This window comes from Staphylococcus sp. NAM3COL9 (assembly GCF_001431205.1).
Classification (GTDB): domain Bacteria; phylum Bacillota; class Bacilli; order Staphylococcales; family Staphylococcaceae; genus Staphylococcus.
In genome coordinates, this window is sequence record NZ_LGPC01000014.1 from 281860 (window position 1) to 301479 (window position 19620).

Consider the following 19620-nt stretch of genomic DNA (forward strand, 5'->3'; position numbering starts at 1 on the left):
ATTTATATAGAACTCACTCATTTCAATTGACAATATTATCATAACATTGATACTTATTGCTTTATATTAATTTCATAGCATAAAAAAGCCGCGCAACTTCATTTTATCATCAGTTTACGCGACTTTTATTTTACTTTTAATTTAACGATGGTTGACAAATTACGTCACCCGTTTTATTTACTACAACCTTATACTCTTTTTCTAACTTAGACTCATAAAAAGTATAAAACATACCTTCTTTAGACGTTTTAACTTTTTTGAGAACTGCATTCTCACCGAGTTCATCTTTAGCATACTTTTCAGCAATTACTTTGGATTCTTGAGGTGAAATACTAGGTGCATTAGAAGTTTGTTGATCTTTCACGCGATACGACTCATCAAAAATGTGTGCTTTATTATTTTTATCTACCGTAACTCTATAAAAAGTGTTGGGTTGTTCTTTGTTTTCAAAAGTAAAAACATAATAATAAGCCCCTTGGCATGTACGATCAATGCCATAATCATTATATGCATTAGCAGTATTATTATCTTTATTCACAAGTGTTTGTGCTTTTTTTTGTGCATCGGAAAACTTTGATAAATTAGAATCTCCGATTTCATTATTATTTAAATTGTGTGTCGTTTTTTTAGCTATTGGTACATATGCTTCGGCATTATAAGGTTCTTCTTGTTCAACATCTTTCACTGCTGCACTAATAGTATTATCACTGTTGTGATTGTCATCAACTTTAGTTTCAGTTCGTTTATCATTGTCTGAACAACTAGAAATTGTTTCGTGAACTTTTGCTAGTGCTTGCTGATTTGTAGCTATAAATAAAAGAAAACATAAACAACAAGCAAGAAGGAATGCCGTGATTGATAAAATTAAATTTTTCAAGTTTATCCCCTTACTTACATTACTTTTTAATATTTCCTACATACTAGCATATTTTATTAACTTAAAACTTATATAGACCACAATTTAAAGCAATCGTAATCTCTGTAACATTTATATTACGCAATATGACTTTATTTAATCTTAATGTCATATTGCAAGTCATATATCGCATAAATTTTATACATATTAAAAAGAACGCACGTGAATGACCCTACGTACGTTCTACTTTATTTATCGTTTTTTAAGTTATGATTTTCTAAGGTTCGTTCTTATCATTTTTTCAACTAGAATAACAAACATACCAAGTATCATTACTACAACTGACATATATAAAGGATATTCAAAGTTAACATCATATAACGTCCCGGCCACTAAAGGACCTATGAAATTCCCCATACTCGTAAAGGTAGAATTTAAGCCGCCTGCAAAACCTTGTCGATCCCCTGCAATATTAGAAAAATAATTCGTGATGGCAGGTCTAATCATATCAAAACCAATAAACACAATAAAACTGATTAACATGATAGACCAATAACTATCCACAAATGTCAAAGCGAGTAACACAATTGCTGAATATATCAACGAATAATTGATAAATGTGAGTTCTTTAAAATGTTTCATAAATTTATCAAAAAAGAAGACTTGGAATACAGCCCCTAATATACCTCCACCTGTAATTGCAAATGAAATATCTAAAGGTGAATAATGTGCTTTATCTGCTGTATATAATGGGAATAATGTTTCAAATGCTGATAAGCCAAAAGCGAGCACAAGTGTTAAGGTGATTGGTGTAAGAAAGACTTTCCAATCAATTTTAGTAAGTAATTCAGGTTGATACACTGTAAATCCATCTTGTGTTTCATTTTTAGGATTTTTAATCAAGATAATAGAAAGCACCAATGCTAAACAGCCACTGAAGCCTGCTACATAAAATGGTAGCCTATGAGAAAATTCTGCAAGAAATCCACCCATACCTGGCCCTAAAATAAAGCCCGAATTAATAATTGCTGACATATAACCAAAATTCTTAGCTTTATCTTTACCTATTGAAATATCTGCAATCATCCCAGTAACACCAGGCATAACCATACCAGCACTAAACCCGCCAAGAATTCTGGACACAATTAAGAGTGAGAAAGTATGACTAGCAGCAAACAAGAATTCTGATATAGCAAAGAGTCCTAACCCAATACAAATAATTAATTTTTTACCTAATTTATCTGCTAACGTCCCACCAAATGGCGAGATAACCATTTGGGCTAATGCAAAGACGGCAACTAGAACCCCTAAATCGCTACCTTTTAATCCTAAATCTTTCAAATAAACAGGAAGAACTGGAACAACTAAACCAATACCTAAAAAGACCAAGAAAATATTAAAATATAAAATTACAAATTGCTTGTTCACCTTTCTCACTCCATTCGTTCATACCATTAATATCATGATATATTTTTAATATATATATAATATTAGAGTATTTTATAACATTAATACATCAAAAGACAATAGAAAAATACGTTCTTCTAAACACTTTTATACAAACTATAAAAAAGAACTTGTATACTATAGTTGTAATTCATTTTAAGAATGGAGGTTTCACATGGTATATCAAGTTGACGGAAAGACAATTGTTCTTGTTTTAGAACGAGGCGAAGACATTGTAGAAGCAGTGACAGATATAGCTAAAGAGCAAGGCGGTAAATTTGGTACAGTAAGTGGCATCGGTGCTTGTGATAATGTAGATCTTAATTTTTATAACATCGACACGAAAACTTATGAGAAAAAATCCTTTGAAGAACCGTTAGAATTAATTAGTCTTTTAGGTAATATCTCTCGCATCGATGACAAACCATTTGCGCATTTACATGCATCCTTTGGAACTAATACTTACACAACACTTAGTGGTCATTTAACGAAAGCGGTTGTTTCGGCTACAGCCGAAATCGTAATCAACATGACTGACTTAGATATTAACCGTAAACATGATGAAACAATTGGTCTTAATTTATTAAATTTATAATTGTATACTGATCAGTGGATAGTACGCAGATTGGCTCCACTATCTACTCATTAAAGACTGATGAAAAGTTTTACATTTACGTGATTCATCAGTCTTTACTTCTTGTCTAGCTTAAATCATTTAATCATTCTATTAAAATATGTTAACGATTATAATCATTCTCTTTTTATTCAACTGTAAATCATTTAATTAATAACAATTAATCATTATCATTGATATTAACATTCAAAAAATGTATTATATAATCTCATATTCAAAAATACGAGTTAATTTTCCTTTAGCTTTTTAATATTAAGAAAGGGAATTTTATCGGCAGTTTTTATTTTTCAATAAATTTACTATTACTAGCAATTTTCACAATATATTTAAATGCTTTATTCAGAAAGGAAGTAGGTGTATGTATGAAGGCTCGTTATATCGCTAGAACGGTATTTCTAATATTAATGATTATTTCTATTTTCTTTAATGATTATTATCAATTTATGACTTTAAATTTATTTCTAGCATATGTGCCATTTGAACTATGCTTACTCTTAAATCTATTTAAACCTGTACATAAATATGAATGGCCGCTATTTATTATTTTTGCTCTTATTTTCTTATTTATGGTACCTAACACACTCTATATGGTTACAGATTTAATTCACTTAAATCAATTTACATTCAATTTCTATCAAGGTTTATTATTAGTAGAATGGGCATATTTCACTTTTCTAGTATCGGCGGTGTTACTTGCATTATATTTATTAATTTTAATGTTTTTAGAAATGGAAAAATTCACACCTTACCTTTGGTTAAACAGAACAATCATCATTGCAATGATGTTTTTAAACGGTTTAGGCATTTATATTGGACGTTTCTTGCGTTTACATTCAGTCTATCTTATTAATGAACCGCTTCGCATTATCAATGAAGTATGGTCAAATTTAAATCTTGAAGCAATATGCTTTGTACTATTACTTGTAGTATTACAAGGCGTATTAATTTTATTTGCGAAAGGAGTACGAAGTGCAAGATGACATTTAATATTATAATTTTGCTTATTGTGCTTATCGTATTTCAATTAATTATTGGGCATCTATTGCATGATATAGGATTTTCATATACACGTAGTATCACACTCATGTGTCTCCCGTTAGGTATTGGATTATTTTATCTACAATTATTTTATTACGAACGCCATTTTCCTAATTGGAACGTACCTAAAAAAATAAGATTAAGACTAAAATACATGTATATATTAACATTCTTTGAATATGTTGCTTTATACATCTGTATTTTTAGATTGTAATTAATTTGAATTTTGATTATAAATATAAGTAAACATAGAATCTAGTTTTAAGTTGATTAAAGGGCTGTTAAGTTTCCATAATAGAAACTTAACAGCCCTCTTTTTATATTGAAATAAAACGGGAAGGTGATACAACATTAAAAATTGTAATTTGACCTAATATACCCACCCACAAGTTTGACTAGAAAAAGGAATACAAGAGCTGAATCGCTTGCATAAGAACTACTCATTTTCATTAATGAAGAAATAATTCTAATAATCTTTCCTAGTGTATTTTAATATTAATTATTGTTTGAGTGATTGTTTTACTTCTGTAACTGCGTTTGCAGAAACTTGTAATTGTGCTTGTTCATCTTCAGATAATTGTAATTCTACGATACGCTCTATACCTTTAGACCCTAAAATTGTTGGTACACCTAAACATATATCAGAGAAACTGTATTCTCCCTCTAATAGTGCAATACTTGGTAATAAACGTTTCTGATCTTTTAAAATTGCTTCAACCATACTATAGACCGCTGATGCAGGCGCATAATACGCTGAACCATTCCCCAGTAATTCTACGATTTCTGCGCCACCTTTTCGCGTACGTTCTACAATTTGTGTAACTTGCGCATCGTTCAGAAGTTTATTTAGAGGCACGCCGTTTACATTTGTTGATGTTATTAAAGGTAACATCGTATCACCATGGCCACCTAATACCAATCCTCTGATATCTTTAACCGATACATTGAGTGCTTCTGCAATAAATGTTTGGTATCTAGCTGTATCTAAGACACCCGACTGTCCGATTACACGTTCTTTTGGAAATCCAGAGGCTTGTAATACAGAATAAGTCATGGCATCTACAGGATTTGTAAGTACAATTATTTTACATTCCGGTGAGTGTTTTACAATTGCTTTCGTTACATCATGCATCACAGCTTCGTTGACTTGAACTAAATCGTCACGACTCATACCAGGTTTGCGTGCCACACCAGCAGTGATGACAACTACATCAGAGTTCGCTGAATCAGCATAATCAATAGAACCTGTTACATTAACATCAAAACCATATATTGGACTACTTTCCAATATATCTAGTGCTTTTCCTTTCACAAGACCTTCACTCTCCGGACGGTCAATGAGTACGACATCTGCGAGTTCTCGTTGGGCCACAATAAAAGCTAGTGTTGCGCCAGTATTTCCAGCACCAATAATCGAAACTTTTTGCTTTGTCATAATGCAATCCCCCTATATCGTCAATACATATTGTACGTTTATTATAACATTTAAAATATGTATTACACTATTTAAAACACATAAATTTTAAATTTAATCTAGGGGGATATATATCTTATTTTTAATTTCTTTGTCGTTTGAACCATTTCCAAATGACAAAAATAATTAAAATAGCTAAAATAATATAAATAATACGAGAATATATATCCATATAATAAACAATCGCGTGCCAATTACCACCTACGGCTTGACCTAAATAAATTAACACTGCGTTCCAAATAATAGTACCTACCGTAGTAAATAGTATGAATAAAGGAATATTCATACGCGTTAAGCCAGCTGGTATTGAAATTAAACTTCTCAATAAAGGAACAAAGCGACAGAAAAAGACTGTCCAATAACCATATTTTTCAAACCATTGAATTGTCTTATTTAAATCTTTCCTCTTTAAACGTAAAATTTTCCCATATTTATCTACAATACGGTACAAATTACGTTCACCGATCCAAGCGCCTATACCATATAACACAATCGCTCCGACTACAGAACCAATTGTCGAGGTGACTAAAACGCCAGTAAATCCTAATCCAGATTGGGTAGTCATAAAACCACCGAACGTTAAAATAATTTCAGATGGAATTGGTGGAAATATATTTTCTAAAAAGATAAGTAGGCCTATGCCCCAATACCCATAGTGCTCCATAAATTGTGTAATCCACTGTTCCATTTATTTCCTCCTAGTTTGTTCGATAATACATTATATTTATTACTCTGGACGTTCGTAAATTAAAACAAATTATTTGTTGTAGCATATAAATAAACTGTTGCAGCGAATAATGCCATAGATAAAATCGTTAATATTAACGATAATATTGCAGTACGTTTGTAATGTTTTATAAATGCTACAAATAGTATACCCGCGTTATAAAAGAAAAAAATTCCAAATAGCGTCATCATTAAAGTTATATCAGGGAATGCTAAATTTAAAATTGCGATGACAAGTGCAAATCCTAAAAACGGGAAATTAATAAAATTACGTTGAAATTTAAGTTGGTTTCTTTGATGTTGTTCATTCTGTGTATTCATTAGTTACGCTCCTTCAACATGTACTTTATGGAATATCGTGGCCTAGAGAAGCTGTATAAATATCAAACCATTCTTGATCTGTAATTGTTACTTCTAAACCTTCGATTGCTTCGTCAATACGTTCTATTTTATGAGTGCCTAATACAGGCATGATTGTTGCTGGGTGTTTATTTAACCATGCCATGACAATGCCATTCACACTAGCATGATATTTTTGTGCTAAGGGTGAAATTATGCCCATAATTCGAACAGATTTTTCATCTTCTAAATCGAATAATTTACCGCCTGCCATAGGGCTCCATGACATCATTTTAACATTATCTTTATACATATGATTCATCATACCATTTTCAAGTACGTCTATAGTATATGGCGAAATTTCTAGTTGATTTAATGTAATATGCAACTTATCAGAAACAAGATGTCTGCTCAACAAATCATATTCTGATTTATTAAAATTAGAAACACCAAAGGATTTCACTTTTCCCTCATTAACTAAAGCAGTGATTGCTTCAGTCACTTCTTGAGGATCCATTAATGGTGACGGTCTATGAATAAGTAGTGAATCCAGATGGTCTACTTGCAACTCTTGCAGAGAACGATCTACAGACGTTCGAATATGATGCTTACTATGATCATAACGGTGACCGTCTGCTTCATGTATACGTTCTGATGGCAACACAATACCACATTTAGTAACAATCTCCATTTGTTCACGTAATTGTGGAGATAATTTCAATGCCTCTCCAAATATGCCTTCACATGAGTACCCACCATATATATCAGCATGATCCATGGTAGTAATACCACGTTCTACTAACTCATTGAGATAACGATTTAATTGTTGTGGTGTCCACTGCCAATCTTTTGCTCTCCAGAACCCTTGTATTACTTTTGAAAATGAAACATGTTGATTAATCTTTACTTTATCCATATTACCAACACCCCTTTAAGTATTTAAAAAATTAAGTGAATTGTAGCATGTCTAATTGATTGCGTATGCGATTAACATCTATTTGTTCACCAATAAGCACAATGATTAAAGGCATGGATGCATCGATAACTTGATAGTCTGGCAAATCAAATGCATATTGAAATTCATATGTATCATTTGGCAAATCACGAAACTTTACGTATCCCTTTAATCTTAAAACATTATCTGGCAACCGTAAAATAAATTGATAGAATAGTTGCCTATCTATTGGACCAGTAAACTGATATTGCATACTATTAATCCCATGATGATGTGAATGTTGTTTCATATTTCTTCCTTCATTTTGTGTAACTGAAATTAATTGCTCCATATCTAAATTTGCATAACTCGTATAGAATATCGGTGCATATGGATTAATTTCAAAAGTTTCATTCATTCGTTCTCGCTCTACTTCATCAATCAAATCTATTTTATTGACTACAATTGTATGGCTCGCAGATAATTGTTCTTCCATCAATTGTGTTGTACTATGAGTATATTGAGCTCTGGCCAAAAATCTTGGAGCGTCGACTAAGCCAATAACTACTGGTGCATTAACGCTTGCGACGATTTCAGGATCTTGACATGCTGCAATAATTTCGATTGGGTGTGCTATACCTGTCGCTTCAATAATAATATGGTGCATTGCACTTTTGTTTAGAAAATGTTTTAATTGTTTTATTAAATCTTGTTGCAAGTCACAACATACGCAACCATTTAATATTGTCGCAACCTCAATATCATCGCCGATTGCACGGCTATCTACATCTAAATTGCCGTATTCATTTACGATGATACTCGGGTTTTCACCATTACTTAGTAAATATTTTACATAATTACTGAGTAAAGTAGTTTTTCCACTACCTAAAAAACCTGTTATGATTGTAATTGATGTTTTTGGATCTTTAATTTTTTTCATATAATCACTCATTTCTTAATACAAATGTCTGCATAAAAGTACAATTATTCGTATAATTAAACTTTCACTTGATAAAACATTAGATTTCTTCTAAACTTTATACGTACACTACATTTTAGCATGGCACAGTGCAAAAGTGTTTTGAGGAAGTGTCACACATCATAAGACGGATTCAGGTCCGATACAGAAGAAAACGGATAGAATGTCTGGAGGAGAACTTTATGTCTGAACCACTTAATTTAAAAGAACAACTTTGTTTCAGTTTGTATAATGCTCAAAGACAAGTAAATCGCTATTACTCAAATAATGTCTTTAAGAAATACAAATTGACTTATCCACAGTTTTTAGTTTTAACAATCTTATGGGCTGATTCACCTGTCAATGTAAAAAAAGTCGTTACTGAATTGGCACTTGATACAGGTACTGTATCTCCATTACTTAAAAGAATGGAACAAGTTGACCTAATCAAACGCGAGCGTTCTGAAATTGATCAACGTGAAGTATTCATTCATTTAACTGATAAGAGCGAAGCAATCCGCCCTGAATTAGATACAGCTTGTCAAGATGTTGCAGTAGCATCTTCATTGACCCCAGATGAATCTAAAGAATTAAACCGATTACTTTCAAAAGTAATCACTGCCTTCACAGAAGAAAAAGCAAAATAATTTTTCAATGGCAATGGTAAATATTAGATAGTCCTTCTATCAAATTTATTCATTAAATATACTTGATTTATAATGAGAGCTCAAACACATTTGTGTTTGAGCTCCATTTTTTAACTTATAAGCAAAATAATGTAACTTTTCGTTTATGAAACATTCATTTCAACCATTTCATATAAATAGCCTCTTTTTGTAATTAGAGATTGATAACTTCCAGTTTCTACAATTTCCCCTTCACTCATAACTACAATTTTATCAAAATACGGCAGCAACCTTAAATCATGTGTTGCAACAACTAAGGTTTGAGCTTTGGCATGAATAATATCCATTACGCTATCTGTATGATATATATCAAGCGCTGTGGTAGGTTCATCCATTATCCAAATCGGTACATCTCTTAATATTAATCTTGCAATACCAAGTCTTTGTATTTCGCCACCTGATAATGTATTACCAGATAAAGTAATATATCTATCTAAATCGATATGGTCTAAACCTAAATTAGCTAAAACACTGTGAAGCTCAGTATCCTCTTTTTTAGTGAACAAGTTCTCTCTCACTGTACCGTCAAATAACTGTTGCGTTTGTAATAGGGCATTGATTTGACTATATTTTTCTTCATCTACAATATTTGTAATATCTTGATGATTTAATAATATATCCCCTTTGTCACTTTGATACAAACCTAACATGAGTTGTAATAACGAACTTTTACCGGACCCTGAAGGTCCAATAATAGCAACATGCTCGCCTTTATTAATTGATAATTGGATATCTTGTAATACATAACTTGCTTGGTTCCAATACTTGAAGTTGAGGTCTCTAATCTCGTACAACGGCTCGGTTGGTAAGACTTCTAAATGCATTGCTTCTTCGCCTTGTTTCATAGGATGCGCAATCACTTTATTAATATCATGGAAAGCTTCATCAGTATCCGCTTTAAAGTAAGCTACATTGCTCATAGGTATCGCCTGTTCGAAAAGTGTCAACATCATTAATACAATACTTGTTAAATAAACAACGTCTAATTCTTGATTTTGTACTTGAACGACACCCAAATACAGTGTGAAAAATAATGCAATCATCGAAACAATATTCAGACTATATTCGTATAGTGATAAAAATCGTTGCTCTTTTGCTTGAACTGCTTCATAGTCATCCAATTGATTAAGCACTTGTTTTTTATAAAATTCTGTTCGGCCAAAACGATCCAACTCTTCATACCCTTCTTTATAATCATAAAATTGGTTTAAAAAATCGCCTTGAACGTCGTTAACTTGTCTTTTGAGTATACGTGTACGTCTAGCACTTAACCATGGTATAACTACTAAAGTAGCAATCATGCTAATACAAATGATAATTGCATGTACATATGAAAAGTAGATCATTACTATTGTAGAAATGATTGCTGTAACACCAATTACTACAGGTGGATAATAAACACGCAAGTATATATTTTGCAAAGCTTCAACTCTGCCAATCATTCGTGCGATTAAATCACTAGAATTAAATTTTCGATATACGTCGGGAACGACTGGGATTAAATGCTTGAAAAATTGAACTCTAACATTTCTAAGCATTGTAAAAGTAGCTCTATGTGATAATAACCTTTCAATATATCTGGCAATTGCTCTTACAAATCCAAATAGTTTTACTGAAGCTATCAGAACCATTAACGCAAATAACGGGGCGCCCAGTGCACTTTGCGTTACCATATAACCACTTAAAAAGAACATGCTAAGTGCTACTAAACTTCCTATAACACCCACAATAATCGAAAGTATCAAATCTCTATCTATTTTAAATTGAATATGTGGCTTCATGTTACATCACCACCTTTATTATTGTTTCTTCTCTCTTGTGTATCTATTGACGTCAAATAACCATTTTCAATATATATACGTCTATCGGCATTTTTAATAGTATTTTCTCTATGTGCAATCGTGATTACAGTTGTACCCACAAATTGTTGCGCAATTATATCTTGTATAATATTTTCTGTTTTCACATCTAAGCCAGTAGCAGGCTCATCAAAGATAAGTACGTCTGGTTGAGTCATTAGTACTCGAGACAGTTCTACGCGTCTCATTTGACCGCCTGAGAGCATCTCTCCACCCTCTCCTATCCAAGTATCTAATCCATCTTTTAAAGATAGTACCTTTTCTTTTAACTCAACATCTTCTAATACTTTCAATATTTTGTTTTCATTCATCGATTGAAACATAGTAATATTATCGCGTATAGAAGCATTAAAGATATAAGGCATTTGACTTAAAAAACCTAATTTCAAATTAGAATGTTGATAAGTCACTTTACCTGACTGAGCATCAAAATGTTGTACAATAAGCTGCGCTAGTGTAGATTTACCAGCACCACTTTTCCCGATGAGCGCAATTTGCTCCCCTCTAAAAATATTTAGGTTAATATCATTTAAAGCATTTTGTTGTGCATCATCATATTTAAAACTTACATTTGCCAATTTAATTAATGCGGATTGTTGTGTATTAGTACGTATCTCAGGTTTCAGCGATTTTTCTTGTTTATCTAATAATTCGAAAACAACATCGCTCGATCCTTCACTTTGCTTTCCAGTGTGGAATGATTGCCCTAAATCTTTAATAGCATTATAAAATTCAGGCGCTAATATGATTGCAATCGCAGCTGTTTTAAAATCAATACTATTGAATAAAATCAAGCCTAATCCAGCTTCTAAAGCTACAAGACCAATCCCTAGCATACTGATAAATTCAAGCATGAGTCCAGATAGAAAAGCACTTTTTAAAATACGCATAGTTAAATCTCTGAATGTCGTACTTTCTTCATATAATTCTTGTTCTGTCTGCGCTGTTCTATTAAAAAGTTTTAAAGTGATAAGCCCTTTAACTTTATTTAAAAATTGCTGACTGAATTGATTTAAATAGGTCATTTTATCTTTAGATTCATCACGTGTTTTTAATCCGAAAATAATATAAAAAAGAGGAATAAATGGTGCAGTGACCATCATAATCAAAGCCGTATTTAAATGAATAAAACACATAGAAACAATGATAAATAATGGAATCATCATTGATTTAAATAATTGTGGGAAATAACTATTAAAAAACGGAACAATACCATCAATACTTTCAGTCAAGGTATTTATTTGAACCCCAATTGGCTCTTTTGACTGTTTTAATATAAGTTGGCGTCGCAAATCATATTTCACTTTTGTAGACATGCGATTACCTATCATTTGATTTATTGTATTAAATGTTGCGCGTGCGATTAAAATAAATAATGTAAACAGCAATAATATTAACAAATTTTGGTTCGTTTCCAATAACATTGCATTTAAAATTTCTGCAATAGAAATATTCTGAACGACCACGGTAATAGCTAATAATGTACTGATTACAAACATGAACATTGGGTATATTTTGTATTTAAATGCTAAATTTGTTAATCTTTTCACAATTATCACCTGCCACATATTATAAACTGATTCGGTGAAAATTAAATGAATTCGCTCATTATTATTAGTACTTTTTTATGTTAATTTCATATTTCAGACATAATTAGAAATTCCTCTTTTTCAATGCTTGAATTCTTTTTATTATATTAATCTCAGTCTTTAGTCTAAAATTACATTTATATGTGGCACATTACATTTTTATTGTGCTATCATTATAAAATAAAATGTATGAAATTTAATTAGTAATATGAAAGTAGGTAAATTATGTTAATACTAGAATTGATTAAAGGCCTTATTCTAGGTATTGTTGAGGGGTTAACAGAGTTTGCACCTGTTTCTTCGACAGGTCACATGATCCTTATCGATGATATGTGGTTAAAATCAAGTGAATTTTTAGGATCAGAATCAGCTTTTACCTTTAAAATTGTAATACAACTTGGTTCTGTTTTTGCGGGGGCATGGGTATTCCGCGAACGTTATTTCGAAATGCTACATATTGGTAAGTATAGAGCATCTTCTGTCGACGGCGTTGGCCAAAAACCGAATCGTTTAAACTTACTACATATTATTGTCGGTATGATTCCTGCAGGTATTCTCGGGTTATTATTTGATGACGTTATTCAAAAATACTTGTTCAGTGTACCAACTGTAATGATTGGACTATTTATTGGCGCTATTTATATGATAATAGCCGATATTTATAGTAAAAAAGTTACAAACCCACAATCAGTTGACCAAATCAATTATGTCCAAGCATTTGTAATTGGACTATCACAAGCAATCGCAATGTGGCCTGGTTTCAGTAGATCTGGTTCTACAATATCTACGGGTGTATTAATGAAGATGGATCACAAATCAGCATCAGACTTCACTTTCATTATGGCTGTACCAGTTATGCTAGCAGCTAGTGGCTTATCACTCGTTAAAAACTTTGAATATATTCATTTAGACCACATTGGTTTTTATGCATTAGGCTTTATTGCAGCGTTTGTTGTTGGTTTAATTGCAATCAAGACATTCTTATACTTAATTAGTAAAGTTAAATTAATTCCTTTTGCTATATATAGAATTGTTCTAGTTATTATTATCGCTATCCTTTATTTCGGTTTCGGTATAGGACAAGGTATTACAGGCGAATAATATTTTAATTAACCGTATGTGCTTAAGAATCAATATAACTTAATGTTTTAAAAGAATGAGACAGAAGTCTAATGTTCCTAATAAGATTTCGTTGTATGAACCCAGATTGGCAAAGTTGACTAGAAAGAGAAATACAAGCGCATAGTAAACGCGCATTTTTAGTTCAGTCAGTTACTACCAATTTAATAATCGAGGCTAAGACATGTATTTGTCTTAGCCTCTTCTTTTTATTATCGCTATCATAAATCGCTTTTATCTTTCTGTACAGACTGTTTTTATCGTTTATTTTCGTGTATTATAGGGTAATATGTAGATAGTATAAAATTAAATGGAGGCAACGAGTATGGACAAAAAGCAATTAATCAAAACAATCATCACAATAGCACCTGTGTTTTTAGTACCGCTAATCGTTGAACGCAAACGTATTAAGGATCACCCTGATGTGAAAAAAGTAAGTGACGCAACAGTTAGTGCTTCTAAAACAGTTGCAGATAAATCTGTACGCGTTAAAGATAATGTTGTAGAAAAATCTTCTCACGCAAAAGACTATGTTGCAGATAAAAAACATGACATGGATCAAAAACGTGAACTTAAACGTATTGCGAAAGAACATGACCCAGCCTATATTGAGAAAAAAGGCGAAAAATTAGAAAAAGAAAATCGCAAAGAAGCAGACAAAATGAATAAAGTTCTGCAAAAAAATATAGACAAACGTCATAAAGAAGAAGAAAAAGCACGTCAAGATAATATGAAACAACGTATCAAAGACATGAAAAAATCAAATAAGCACATGGAAAAAGTTGGATTAACTCCAGGTAAACTTGATGATGAAACAGAGAAAAAAGGCGAAAAACTAGAAAAAGAAAATCGCAAAGAAGTAAGCAAGCTTGATAAATTACTGCAAAAAAATATAGACAAACGTCATAAAGAAGAAGAAAAAGCGCAAGAGAAAAACAAAAAAGCGCGCTTATCTGAATTCAAAAAATATAAAGACTACGTGGCCAAAAGTGTTGTTAAACAAAACAAAGAAGAAAATGGTAAATAACCCTAATGACACAAGTCATTATTGATGGAGATGCTTGTCCTGTAACCAATTCAGTAATTGAATTGACTGAAGGGACAGGCATTTTTGTTACCGTTGTTCGCAGCTTCAGTCACTTTTCTACTGTAGTACAACCAGACCACGTGAATATTATCTATGTAGACGACGGACCAGACGCTGTTGATTTTAGAATTGTAAAACTAGTACGCCCTAGTGATATTGTGATCACACAAGACTACGGCTTAGCTAGCTTACTTTTAAACAAGACGAAAATTGTTATGCATCATAAAGGTTACATTTACACGCACCAAAACATAGACACATTATTAGAGCAACGTCATGCGAGTGCTCAATTTAGAAGGAGTGGCGGACGCACAAAAGGTCCCTCAGCTTTTACTGAACAAGATGTAGCTGAGTTTGAATCCATCTTTTCATCTATAATTTCAAATCAAATGTCGAACAAGGAGGAATAAATATGAAAAGCATTGCGGTTTATTGTGGTGCCAGTAAAGGAAACGATGATACCTATATTACTGAAGCTTACCAGTTGGGTAAGTATATGGCCGAACAAGGTTATGAATTAATATTTGGTGCTGGTTCTGTAGGTATCATGGGTGCTATTCAAGACGGTGTATTAGACCATGGTGGTCGTGCTGTAGGCATCATGCCAAATATGTTAAATGAAAAAGAAATCACAAGTGGAAAATTAAGCGAACTGATATTAGTAGATTCTATGCACGAAAGGAAAAATAAAATGGCTGAATTAGCTGATGCATTTGTAATGGCTCCGGGTGGTGCAGGTTCATTAGAAGAATTCTTTGAAATGTATAGTTGGTCTCAAATCGGTATTCACGAGAAACCTATTGCCGTATTTAATATCAATGGTTTTTTCAATCCCTTACAAACACTTCTAAATCACATGATTCAAGAAGGTTTTATAGATTCTAAATACAAAAACCTTGCCCCTTTGTGCAATACGAAAGAATCACTATTCGAAACGATAAACCATTATAAACCACTCGGCATTAGAACTTATGATTAAATATACCTTATTTAAAAAATAACGTTAGGCTATCAATCCTAAACTTCAATAAAGGTAGCTGTCTCATATCTAAATGCACTTGTTTAAAAGCGCTTTAATCCTTATATTCTTTTTTCTAGTCACCCTTGTGGGAGCGGGACAGAAATCTATTTTTTATTTCTGTCCCGCTCCCACTTTTATTTTATTAAGTATTTTCTAATAATAAAGTTCGAACACTCATTACACATCATCATCCTATAGTAAAAGCGTTATTAATTGCTTTAGAATCATAACCGCAACAATTAAAATTATAATAGCAGATACTTTATTTAGTATCATAATGTATTTACCTGTTTTATCAATATGACCTATCATTTTTCCAGAAATTGCTAAAAAGAAAAACCAAACCCATGATATAACTACAGTTGAAATAGTAAACAAGACTTTATCCATACCATCATAAACGGCCCCACTTGTTCCAATGACACCAATTGTGTCCATAATTGCATGTGGATTCAGTAGCGATACAGAAATCGCAAAACCAACTTGCTTATTCGCTGTCATTGGTCTATAGCGCTTCAATTCATCTCGCCTTGCTTTCCATAACGACCATGCCATATATATTAAAAAAACTAAACCTATACAATATATTGATATCTGCAGCATAGGAAATGTGAGTAAAATAACCGACACACCCAACACTGCTAACACAATAAGTAACGTATCACACAAACCTGCTGTAATAATTACGGGTAACGCTTTATATATACTTTTATGGTTGGCACCTTGATTAAATACAAACACATTTTGCGCACCCAATGGTAAAATCAATCCCAATGCTAGTAAAAATCCATGAGCTAATGGTTGAAACATGTTTATTCCTCGTTTCTCAATTTTAAATTTTCAAAATTAAACCAGACCAGTATTAAAATGTTTTCCGTTGATAATATACGATTATAAGGTCTATAAGTACTATACTATAATAAATTCAAGAAAATCGGACCAACCAGAAATCAATTAAAATACCAACCAGAGTTTAAATAGGAGCGTATATATGTTCAAACCCAAATACAAAAAAATTATCGATGATATCATTTCAAAAATAAATGATAAGACATTTGAGCATGGTATGAAATTGCCATCTCAACGGGAAATGGCTAACTACTACGATGTAAATCGTTCAACTATTATACAAGCGTTAGATATTCTTCAAAGTTACGGTGTTATAGAAGGAAAAGAAAGAAGTGGGCTTTATCTTTCAGACAACAAGTGGAACACTTATATAAATAACAATATAAATTGGCAAAAGTATATCAGTAATAGTAGATCAAAAAACAACCAATACTTTATACAAAAGATTAATAAATTAGAGTTTGAAGATGATTTAATTCGCTTAAGTACTGGAGAACTTAGCCCAGACTTAATTCCAAATGAAAAATTCAAAGAAATTATTTCTACAGGTGAAAAAGACTTACTTAATTCAAACTATGAGCATCCACAAGGTAGTTTAAAATTAAGACAAGCTATATCAAATCATGTAAAAGAATTAGGCATAATATGTAATGAGGATAATATTTGCATCACTTCCGGTGCTTTGCAAGGCCTAAAGTTAATTGCTGATGGCTTGCTCGTCCCGCAATCCAAAATCATTATAGAAACGCCATCATACATTAATTCTATACGTACTTGGCATAATATTAGAGCGAATATTAAATATATGCCTATTTTTGAAATAAAAAGAAATATTAATAATGTTTTTAATGCAACATCAGAATACAATAATAGTATTTTTTATTGTATTCCTACGTTACATAATCCAACCACGCATTCATATACAATAGATGAAAAACAAAAATTGATCACTCAATGCAAAAAAGCTGGAATACCAATTGTAGAAGATGATGTATATGGCGATTTATGTTTTGATGAAGAACGTCCACTTCCTTTAAAATCTTTTGAAGATAACGATAATATATTATATCTCAATAGCTTGTCTAAAACTGTGAGTCCTGGCTTGAGAATTGGTTGGATTATAGGAAAACCTTCTGTAGTTCAACATTTAGCTGACTTAAAAATGCAAAATGATTATGGAGCAAGTTCACTTTCACAATTCGTAGCTACTGAATGGCTAAATACGCCTTCCTACCATGAAGGACATTTAATAAAATTGAAACAAGAACTTTTAAATAAAAGAGATGTATTTTTACATTCATTGGACAATCATTTAAGTTCTCTAGGCACTTGGAAAACACCAAAAGGATCCTTTTATATATGGTTTAAATTAAATGTACCTATTGATATGAAAAAATTGTTTAATGAAGCCATAAAACACAAAATTTTAATAAATCCCGGAGAAATATATGATTCAAAATCCGAAAATTATATACGCTTTTCTTATTCATATATAGATATCAATGATATAGACAAGGCATTAAAAATATTAAGTGAATTGATTCAATTTCAAACACCCACTGCTTTAAATTAAGTAATATTAAAAAAAGAAAATCTCATCACTAGGTTCATTACTAATGATGAGATCTATTATTTTTACACTAAATTCATGTATATTCACAAATTCTCGCATTTATATCCGCTAACATATTCAGATAAACTGCTTACTTCACATCACATTTAACTACTTGACTTTAGGCCTTCATCACCTGACATAGCTAAATTTTTATAATATCTTACATGTCTATTAAGCGGATGATGTTTGCTTAACTCTGGATGTTCAAAATAATCATAAATTTCCATACCTATTTTTTCCATGACTTTGAGTGAAGGTTCATTTCTTTCCGCAGTAAAAGCATATACCTCATTTAAACCTTGTTCTTTCGCATACTTCAATACCGCTTCTGCGCCTTCAGTAGCTAAACCATTACCCCAAACTTCTGGAATGAGTCGCCAACCAATTTCATAAAATGGCAACTCTTCAAATGGGAACTTGCACGCTTTTGTTACATAATTCAATCCTATAAAACCTAACCACCCATTAGTTTCTTTAAGTTCTACAGCAAATAAACCAATGCCATCATCTAATATCATTTCATTCATTTTATTCATATCGTGTTCTGAACGTTGATAACTTAATAAGCTCGGAAAATATCTACGAACTTGTTGATTCGCATTCATTTGTTGTAATGATAATAAGTCTTCTTCTTGCCAGTCTCGTAACCTTAAACGTTCAGTTTCAATATAAACTGTCATATGTTACACCTCTATACTGGAAAAATAATTTTCTATACAAAAGTAACGCGTTATGAATCTTTTCATATCGCGCTACCACATCGTTTTTTAAAATTTGATTATGCTCTTGTAATATAGCTAATTAATTCAAGATTAACAGCTACTTCTTTTAATCGATTACGTTCACTTTTTGGTGCAGTAAATGTTGCATCGATAAAATCATTTTTATGGTTTAATTTATAAGTGGCAACAAACGTATCTGTATCAGATTCAAAGTTAGGCAAATGCGCAATCACGCGTTTGATCTCACCTGTTGAATCTTTTATTTCTCTACCTGTAATATTTTCTAATTCTCTACCTAGTTCTGGTAAAGTAATTGAACGACCTTCTAATAAATTAAAATCTTGTTCATGCATAATGCTTACCTCTCTTTCTATATAGACGACTTATTAATCTACTTCATTCTTACATTTGTCCTATGTAGTGAATATTACTGAATAATAATCGACCATATTCCAAAATTCATATTTTAAAAATTTATTTTGTATGTTTTATATTAATCTGTATTATGTTTAATGATACCCATTATAGCAATTACTAAAACCATAATACAATGATTTCCTAGGAAATAAAGAAATATCATCTAAAATATCATTAAATGTGATTTCTATATGTTATACAACTAATATTTCATTTTTCAGGAAATTTGTTCGCCAATTTGTATCAAATTC

21 protein-coding genes are annotated in these 19620 nt (G+C 31.7%); 9 read left to right on the plus strand and 12 right to left on the minus strand.

The window, feature by feature from the left end:
• Positions 1-136: 136 nt before the first annotated feature.
• Positions 137-877 carry a hypothetical protein gene (locus ACA31_RS08460; protein ID WP_057512891.1) on the minus strand — a complete coding sequence of 247 codons (741 nt, stop codon included), beginning with the start codon at positions 875-877 and terminating at the stop codon, positions 137-139.
• A gap of 246 nt (positions 878-1123) precedes the next feature.
• On the minus strand, positions 1124-2284 hold the full coding sequence (norA, locus tag ACA31_RS08465) for a multidrug efflux MFS transporter NorA (protein WP_057512892.1): 1161 nt from the start codon (positions 2282-2284) through the stop codon (positions 1124-1126).
• A 193-nt stretch (positions 2285-2477) separates the two neighbouring features.
• On the opposite strand from norA, the gene ACA31_RS08470 reads away from it, so the two are divergent.
• From ACA31_RS08470 to ACA31_RS13495, 3 genes are all read left to right on the plus strand, one after another.
• Entirely contained in the window at positions 2478-2897 is a 420-nt protein-coding gene (locus tag ACA31_RS08470; protein WP_057512893.1) for a PPC domain-containing DNA-binding protein, read from the plus strand.
• Positions 2898-3298: 401 nt separating this feature from the next.
• Complete coding sequence (locus ACA31_RS08475) at positions 3299-3916, plus strand: DUF1361 domain-containing protein (protein WP_057512894.1); 618 nt, start codon at positions 3299-3301, stop codon at positions 3914-3916.
• Entirely contained in the window at positions 3913-4188 is a 276-nt protein-coding gene (locus ACA31_RS13495) for a hypothetical protein (RefSeq protein ID WP_082587062.1), read from the plus strand. Before ACA31_RS08475 ends, ACA31_RS13495 begins: the two co-directional genes overlap by 4 nt.
• A 285-nt stretch (positions 4189-4473) precedes the next feature.
• On the opposite strand, the gene mdh is transcribed toward ACA31_RS13495, so the two are convergent.
• From mdh to ACA31_RS08500, 5 genes are all read right to left on the minus strand, one after another.
• Positions 4474-5409 (minus strand): malate dehydrogenase, encoded by a 936-nt coding sequence (gene mdh, locus ACA31_RS08480; RefSeq protein WP_057512895.1) that lies wholly within the window; start codon positions 5407-5409, stop codon positions 4474-4476.
• 121 nt (positions 5410-5530) lie between these two features.
• A complete protein-coding gene (locus ACA31_RS08485) occupies positions 5531-6136 on the minus strand; it encodes a DedA family protein (protein ID WP_057512896.1) in 606 nt (201 codons plus the stop codon).
• 59 nt (positions 6137-6195) lie between these two features.
• Positions 6196-6495 carry a hypothetical protein gene (locus ACA31_RS08490; RefSeq protein WP_057512897.1) on the minus strand — a complete coding sequence of 100 codons (300 nt, stop codon included), beginning with the start codon at positions 6493-6495 and terminating at the stop codon, positions 6196-6198.
• Positions 6496-6520: 25 nt separating this feature from the next.
• A complete protein-coding gene (locus ACA31_RS08495; protein ID WP_057512898.1) occupies positions 6521-7429 on the minus strand; it encodes an aldo/keto reductase in 909 nt (302 codons plus the stop codon).
• A gap of 31 nt (positions 7430-7460) precedes the next feature.
• Positions 7461-8387: a CobW family GTP-binding protein gene (locus tag ACA31_RS08500; RefSeq protein ID WP_057512899.1), complete on the minus strand. Its 927-nt coding sequence runs from the start codon at positions 8385-8387 to the stop codon at positions 7461-7463.
• Positions 8388-8608: 221 nt separating this feature from the next.
• On the opposite strand from ACA31_RS08500, the gene ACA31_RS08505 reads away from it, so the two are divergent.
• Positions 8609-9052: a MarR family winged helix-turn-helix transcriptional regulator gene (locus ACA31_RS08505; protein ID WP_057512900.1), complete on the plus strand. Its 444-nt coding sequence runs from the start codon at positions 8609-8611 to the stop codon at positions 9050-9052.
• Between the two features lie 143 nt (positions 9053-9195).
• On the opposite strand, the gene cydC is transcribed toward ACA31_RS08505, so the two are convergent.
• Both cydC and ACA31_RS08515 read right to left on the minus strand, forming a co-directional pair.
• Positions 9196-10872 carry a thiol reductant ABC exporter subunit CydC gene (cydC, locus tag ACA31_RS08510; protein WP_057512901.1) on the minus strand — a complete coding sequence of 559 codons (1677 nt, stop codon included), beginning with the start codon at positions 10870-10872 and terminating at the stop codon, positions 9196-9198.
• Positions 10869-12500: an ABC transporter ATP-binding protein/permease gene (locus ACA31_RS08515; RefSeq protein ID WP_057512902.1), complete on the minus strand. Its 1632-nt coding sequence runs from the start codon at positions 12498-12500 to the stop codon at positions 10869-10871. The genes cydC and ACA31_RS08515 overlap by 4 nt, the downstream gene beginning before the upstream one ends.
• Positions 12501-12764: 264 nt before the next feature.
• Here ACA31_RS08515 and ACA31_RS08520 point away from each other — a divergent pair, with 264 nt between their 5' ends.
• The 4 genes from ACA31_RS08520 to ACA31_RS08535 all read left to right on the plus strand — a co-directional run bounded on the left by ACA31_RS08520 (position 12765) and on the right by ACA31_RS08535 (position 15724).
• Positions 12765-13640, plus strand: coding sequence for an undecaprenyl-diphosphate phosphatase (locus tag ACA31_RS08520; RefSeq protein WP_057512903.1), 876 nt, complete (start codon positions 12765-12767; stop codon positions 13638-13640).
• 343 nt (positions 13641-13983) lie between these two features.
• Positions 13984-14685, plus strand: coding sequence for a hypothetical protein (locus ACA31_RS08525; RefSeq protein ID WP_057512904.1), 702 nt, complete (start codon positions 13984-13986; stop codon positions 14683-14685).
• A 5-nt stretch (positions 14686-14690) separates the two neighbouring features.
• Positions 14691-15155, plus strand: coding sequence for a YaiI/YqxD family protein (locus ACA31_RS08530; RefSeq protein ID WP_057512905.1), 465 nt, complete (start codon positions 14691-14693; stop codon positions 15153-15155).
• Between the two features lie 2 nt (positions 15156-15157).
• Positions 15158-15724 carry a TIGR00730 family Rossman fold protein gene (locus ACA31_RS08535; protein WP_057512906.1) on the plus strand — a complete coding sequence of 189 codons (567 nt, stop codon included), beginning with the start codon at positions 15158-15160 and terminating at the stop codon, positions 15722-15724.
• A 234-nt stretch (positions 15725-15958) separates the two neighbouring features.
• Here ACA31_RS08535 and ACA31_RS08540 read toward each other — a convergent pair whose 3' ends face one another.
• Positions 15959-16576 carry a LysE/ArgO family amino acid transporter gene (locus ACA31_RS08540; RefSeq protein ID WP_057512907.1) on the minus strand — a complete coding sequence of 206 codons (618 nt, stop codon included), beginning with the start codon at positions 16574-16576 and terminating at the stop codon, positions 15959-15961.
• Positions 16577-16757: 181 nt separating this feature from the next.
• Here ACA31_RS08540 and ACA31_RS08545 point away from each other — a divergent pair, with 181 nt between their 5' ends.
• A complete protein-coding gene (locus ACA31_RS08545) occupies positions 16758-18188 on the plus strand; it encodes an aminotransferase-like domain-containing protein (protein ID WP_057512908.1) in 1431 nt (476 codons plus the stop codon).
• 146 nt (positions 18189-18334) lie between these two features.
• Here ACA31_RS08545 and ACA31_RS08550 read toward each other — a convergent pair whose 3' ends face one another.
• Both ACA31_RS08550 and ACA31_RS08555 read right to left on the minus strand, forming a co-directional pair.
• The gene (locus ACA31_RS08550) at positions 18335-18910 is read right to left on the minus strand and encodes a GNAT family N-acetyltransferase (RefSeq protein WP_057512909.1); all 576 of its coding nucleotides are present in this window, start codon (positions 18908-18910) and stop codon (positions 18335-18337) included.
• A gap of 98 nt (positions 18911-19008) precedes the next feature.
• Positions 19009-19305, minus strand: coding sequence for a hypothetical protein (locus tag ACA31_RS08555; protein WP_002508354.1), 297 nt, complete (start codon positions 19303-19305; stop codon positions 19009-19011).
• Positions 19306-19620: the final 315 nt, after the last annotated feature.

What these genes read in the sequence shown, in the direction of transcription:
- ACA31_RS08525 (WP_057512904.1), top strand. Translation starts at nt 13,984, where the DNA reads ATGGACAAAAAGCAATTAATCAAAACAATCATCACAATAGCACCTGTG.
- ACA31_RS08485 (WP_057512896.1), bottom strand. Translation starts at nt 6,136, where the DNA reads ATGGAACAGTGGATTACACAATTTATGGAGCACTATGGGTATTGGGGC.
- ACA31_RS08505 (WP_057512900.1), top strand. Translation starts at nt 8,609, where the DNA reads ATGTCTGAACCACTTAATTTAAAAGAACAACTTTGTTTCAGTTTGTAT.
- ACA31_RS08475 (WP_057512894.1), top strand. Translation starts at nt 3,299, where the DNA reads ATGAAGGCTCGTTATATCGCTAGAACGGTATTTCTAATATTAATGATT.
- cydC (WP_057512901.1), bottom strand. Translation starts at nt 10,872, where the DNA reads ATGAAGCCACATATTCAATTTAAAATAGATAGAGATTTGATACTTTCG.
- ACA31_RS08555 (WP_002508354.1), bottom strand. Translation starts at nt 19,305, where the DNA reads ATGCATGAACAAGATTTTAATTTATTAGAAGGTCGTTCAATTACTTTA.
- ACA31_RS08540 (WP_057512907.1), bottom strand. Translation starts at nt 16,576, where the DNA reads ATGTTTCAACCATTAGCTCATGGATTTTTACTAGCATTGGGATTGATT.
- ACA31_RS08495 (WP_057512898.1), bottom strand. Translation starts at nt 7,429, where the DNA reads ATGGATAAAGTAAAGATTAATCAACATGTTTCATTTTCAAAAGTAATA.
- ACA31_RS13495 (WP_082587062.1), top strand. Translation starts at nt 3,913, where the DNA reads ATGACATTTAATATTATAATTTTGCTTATTGTGCTTATCGTATTTCAA.
- ACA31_RS08490 (WP_057512897.1), bottom strand. Translation starts at nt 6,495, where the DNA reads ATGAATACACAGAATGAACAACATCAAAGAAACCAACTTAAATTTCAA.
- ACA31_RS08520 (WP_057512903.1), top strand. Translation starts at nt 12,765, where the DNA reads ATGTTAATACTAGAATTGATTAAAGGCCTTATTCTAGGTATTGTTGAG.
- ACA31_RS08535 (WP_057512906.1), top strand. Translation starts at nt 15,158, where the DNA reads ATGAAAAGCATTGCGGTTTATTGTGGTGCCAGTAAAGGAAACGATGAT.
- ACA31_RS08545 (WP_057512908.1), top strand. Translation starts at nt 16,758, where the DNA reads ATGTTCAAACCCAAATACAAAAAAATTATCGATGATATCATTTCAAAA.
- ACA31_RS08500 (WP_057512899.1), bottom strand. Translation starts at nt 8,387, where the DNA reads ATGAAAAAAATTAAAGATCCAAAAACATCAATTACAATCATAACAGGT.
- ACA31_RS08550 (WP_057512909.1), bottom strand. Translation starts at nt 18,910, where the DNA reads ATGACAGTTTATATTGAAACTGAACGTTTAAGGTTACGAGACTGGCAA.
- ACA31_RS08530 (WP_057512905.1), top strand. Translation starts at nt 14,691, where the DNA reads ATGACACAAGTCATTATTGATGGAGATGCTTGTCCTGTAACCAATTCA.
- ACA31_RS08470 (WP_057512893.1), top strand. Translation starts at nt 2,478, where the DNA reads ATGGTATATCAAGTTGACGGAAAGACAATTGTTCTTGTTTTAGAACGA.
- mdh (WP_057512895.1), bottom strand. Translation starts at nt 5,409, where the DNA reads ATGACAAAGCAAAAAGTTTCGATTATTGGTGCTGGAAATACTGGCGCA.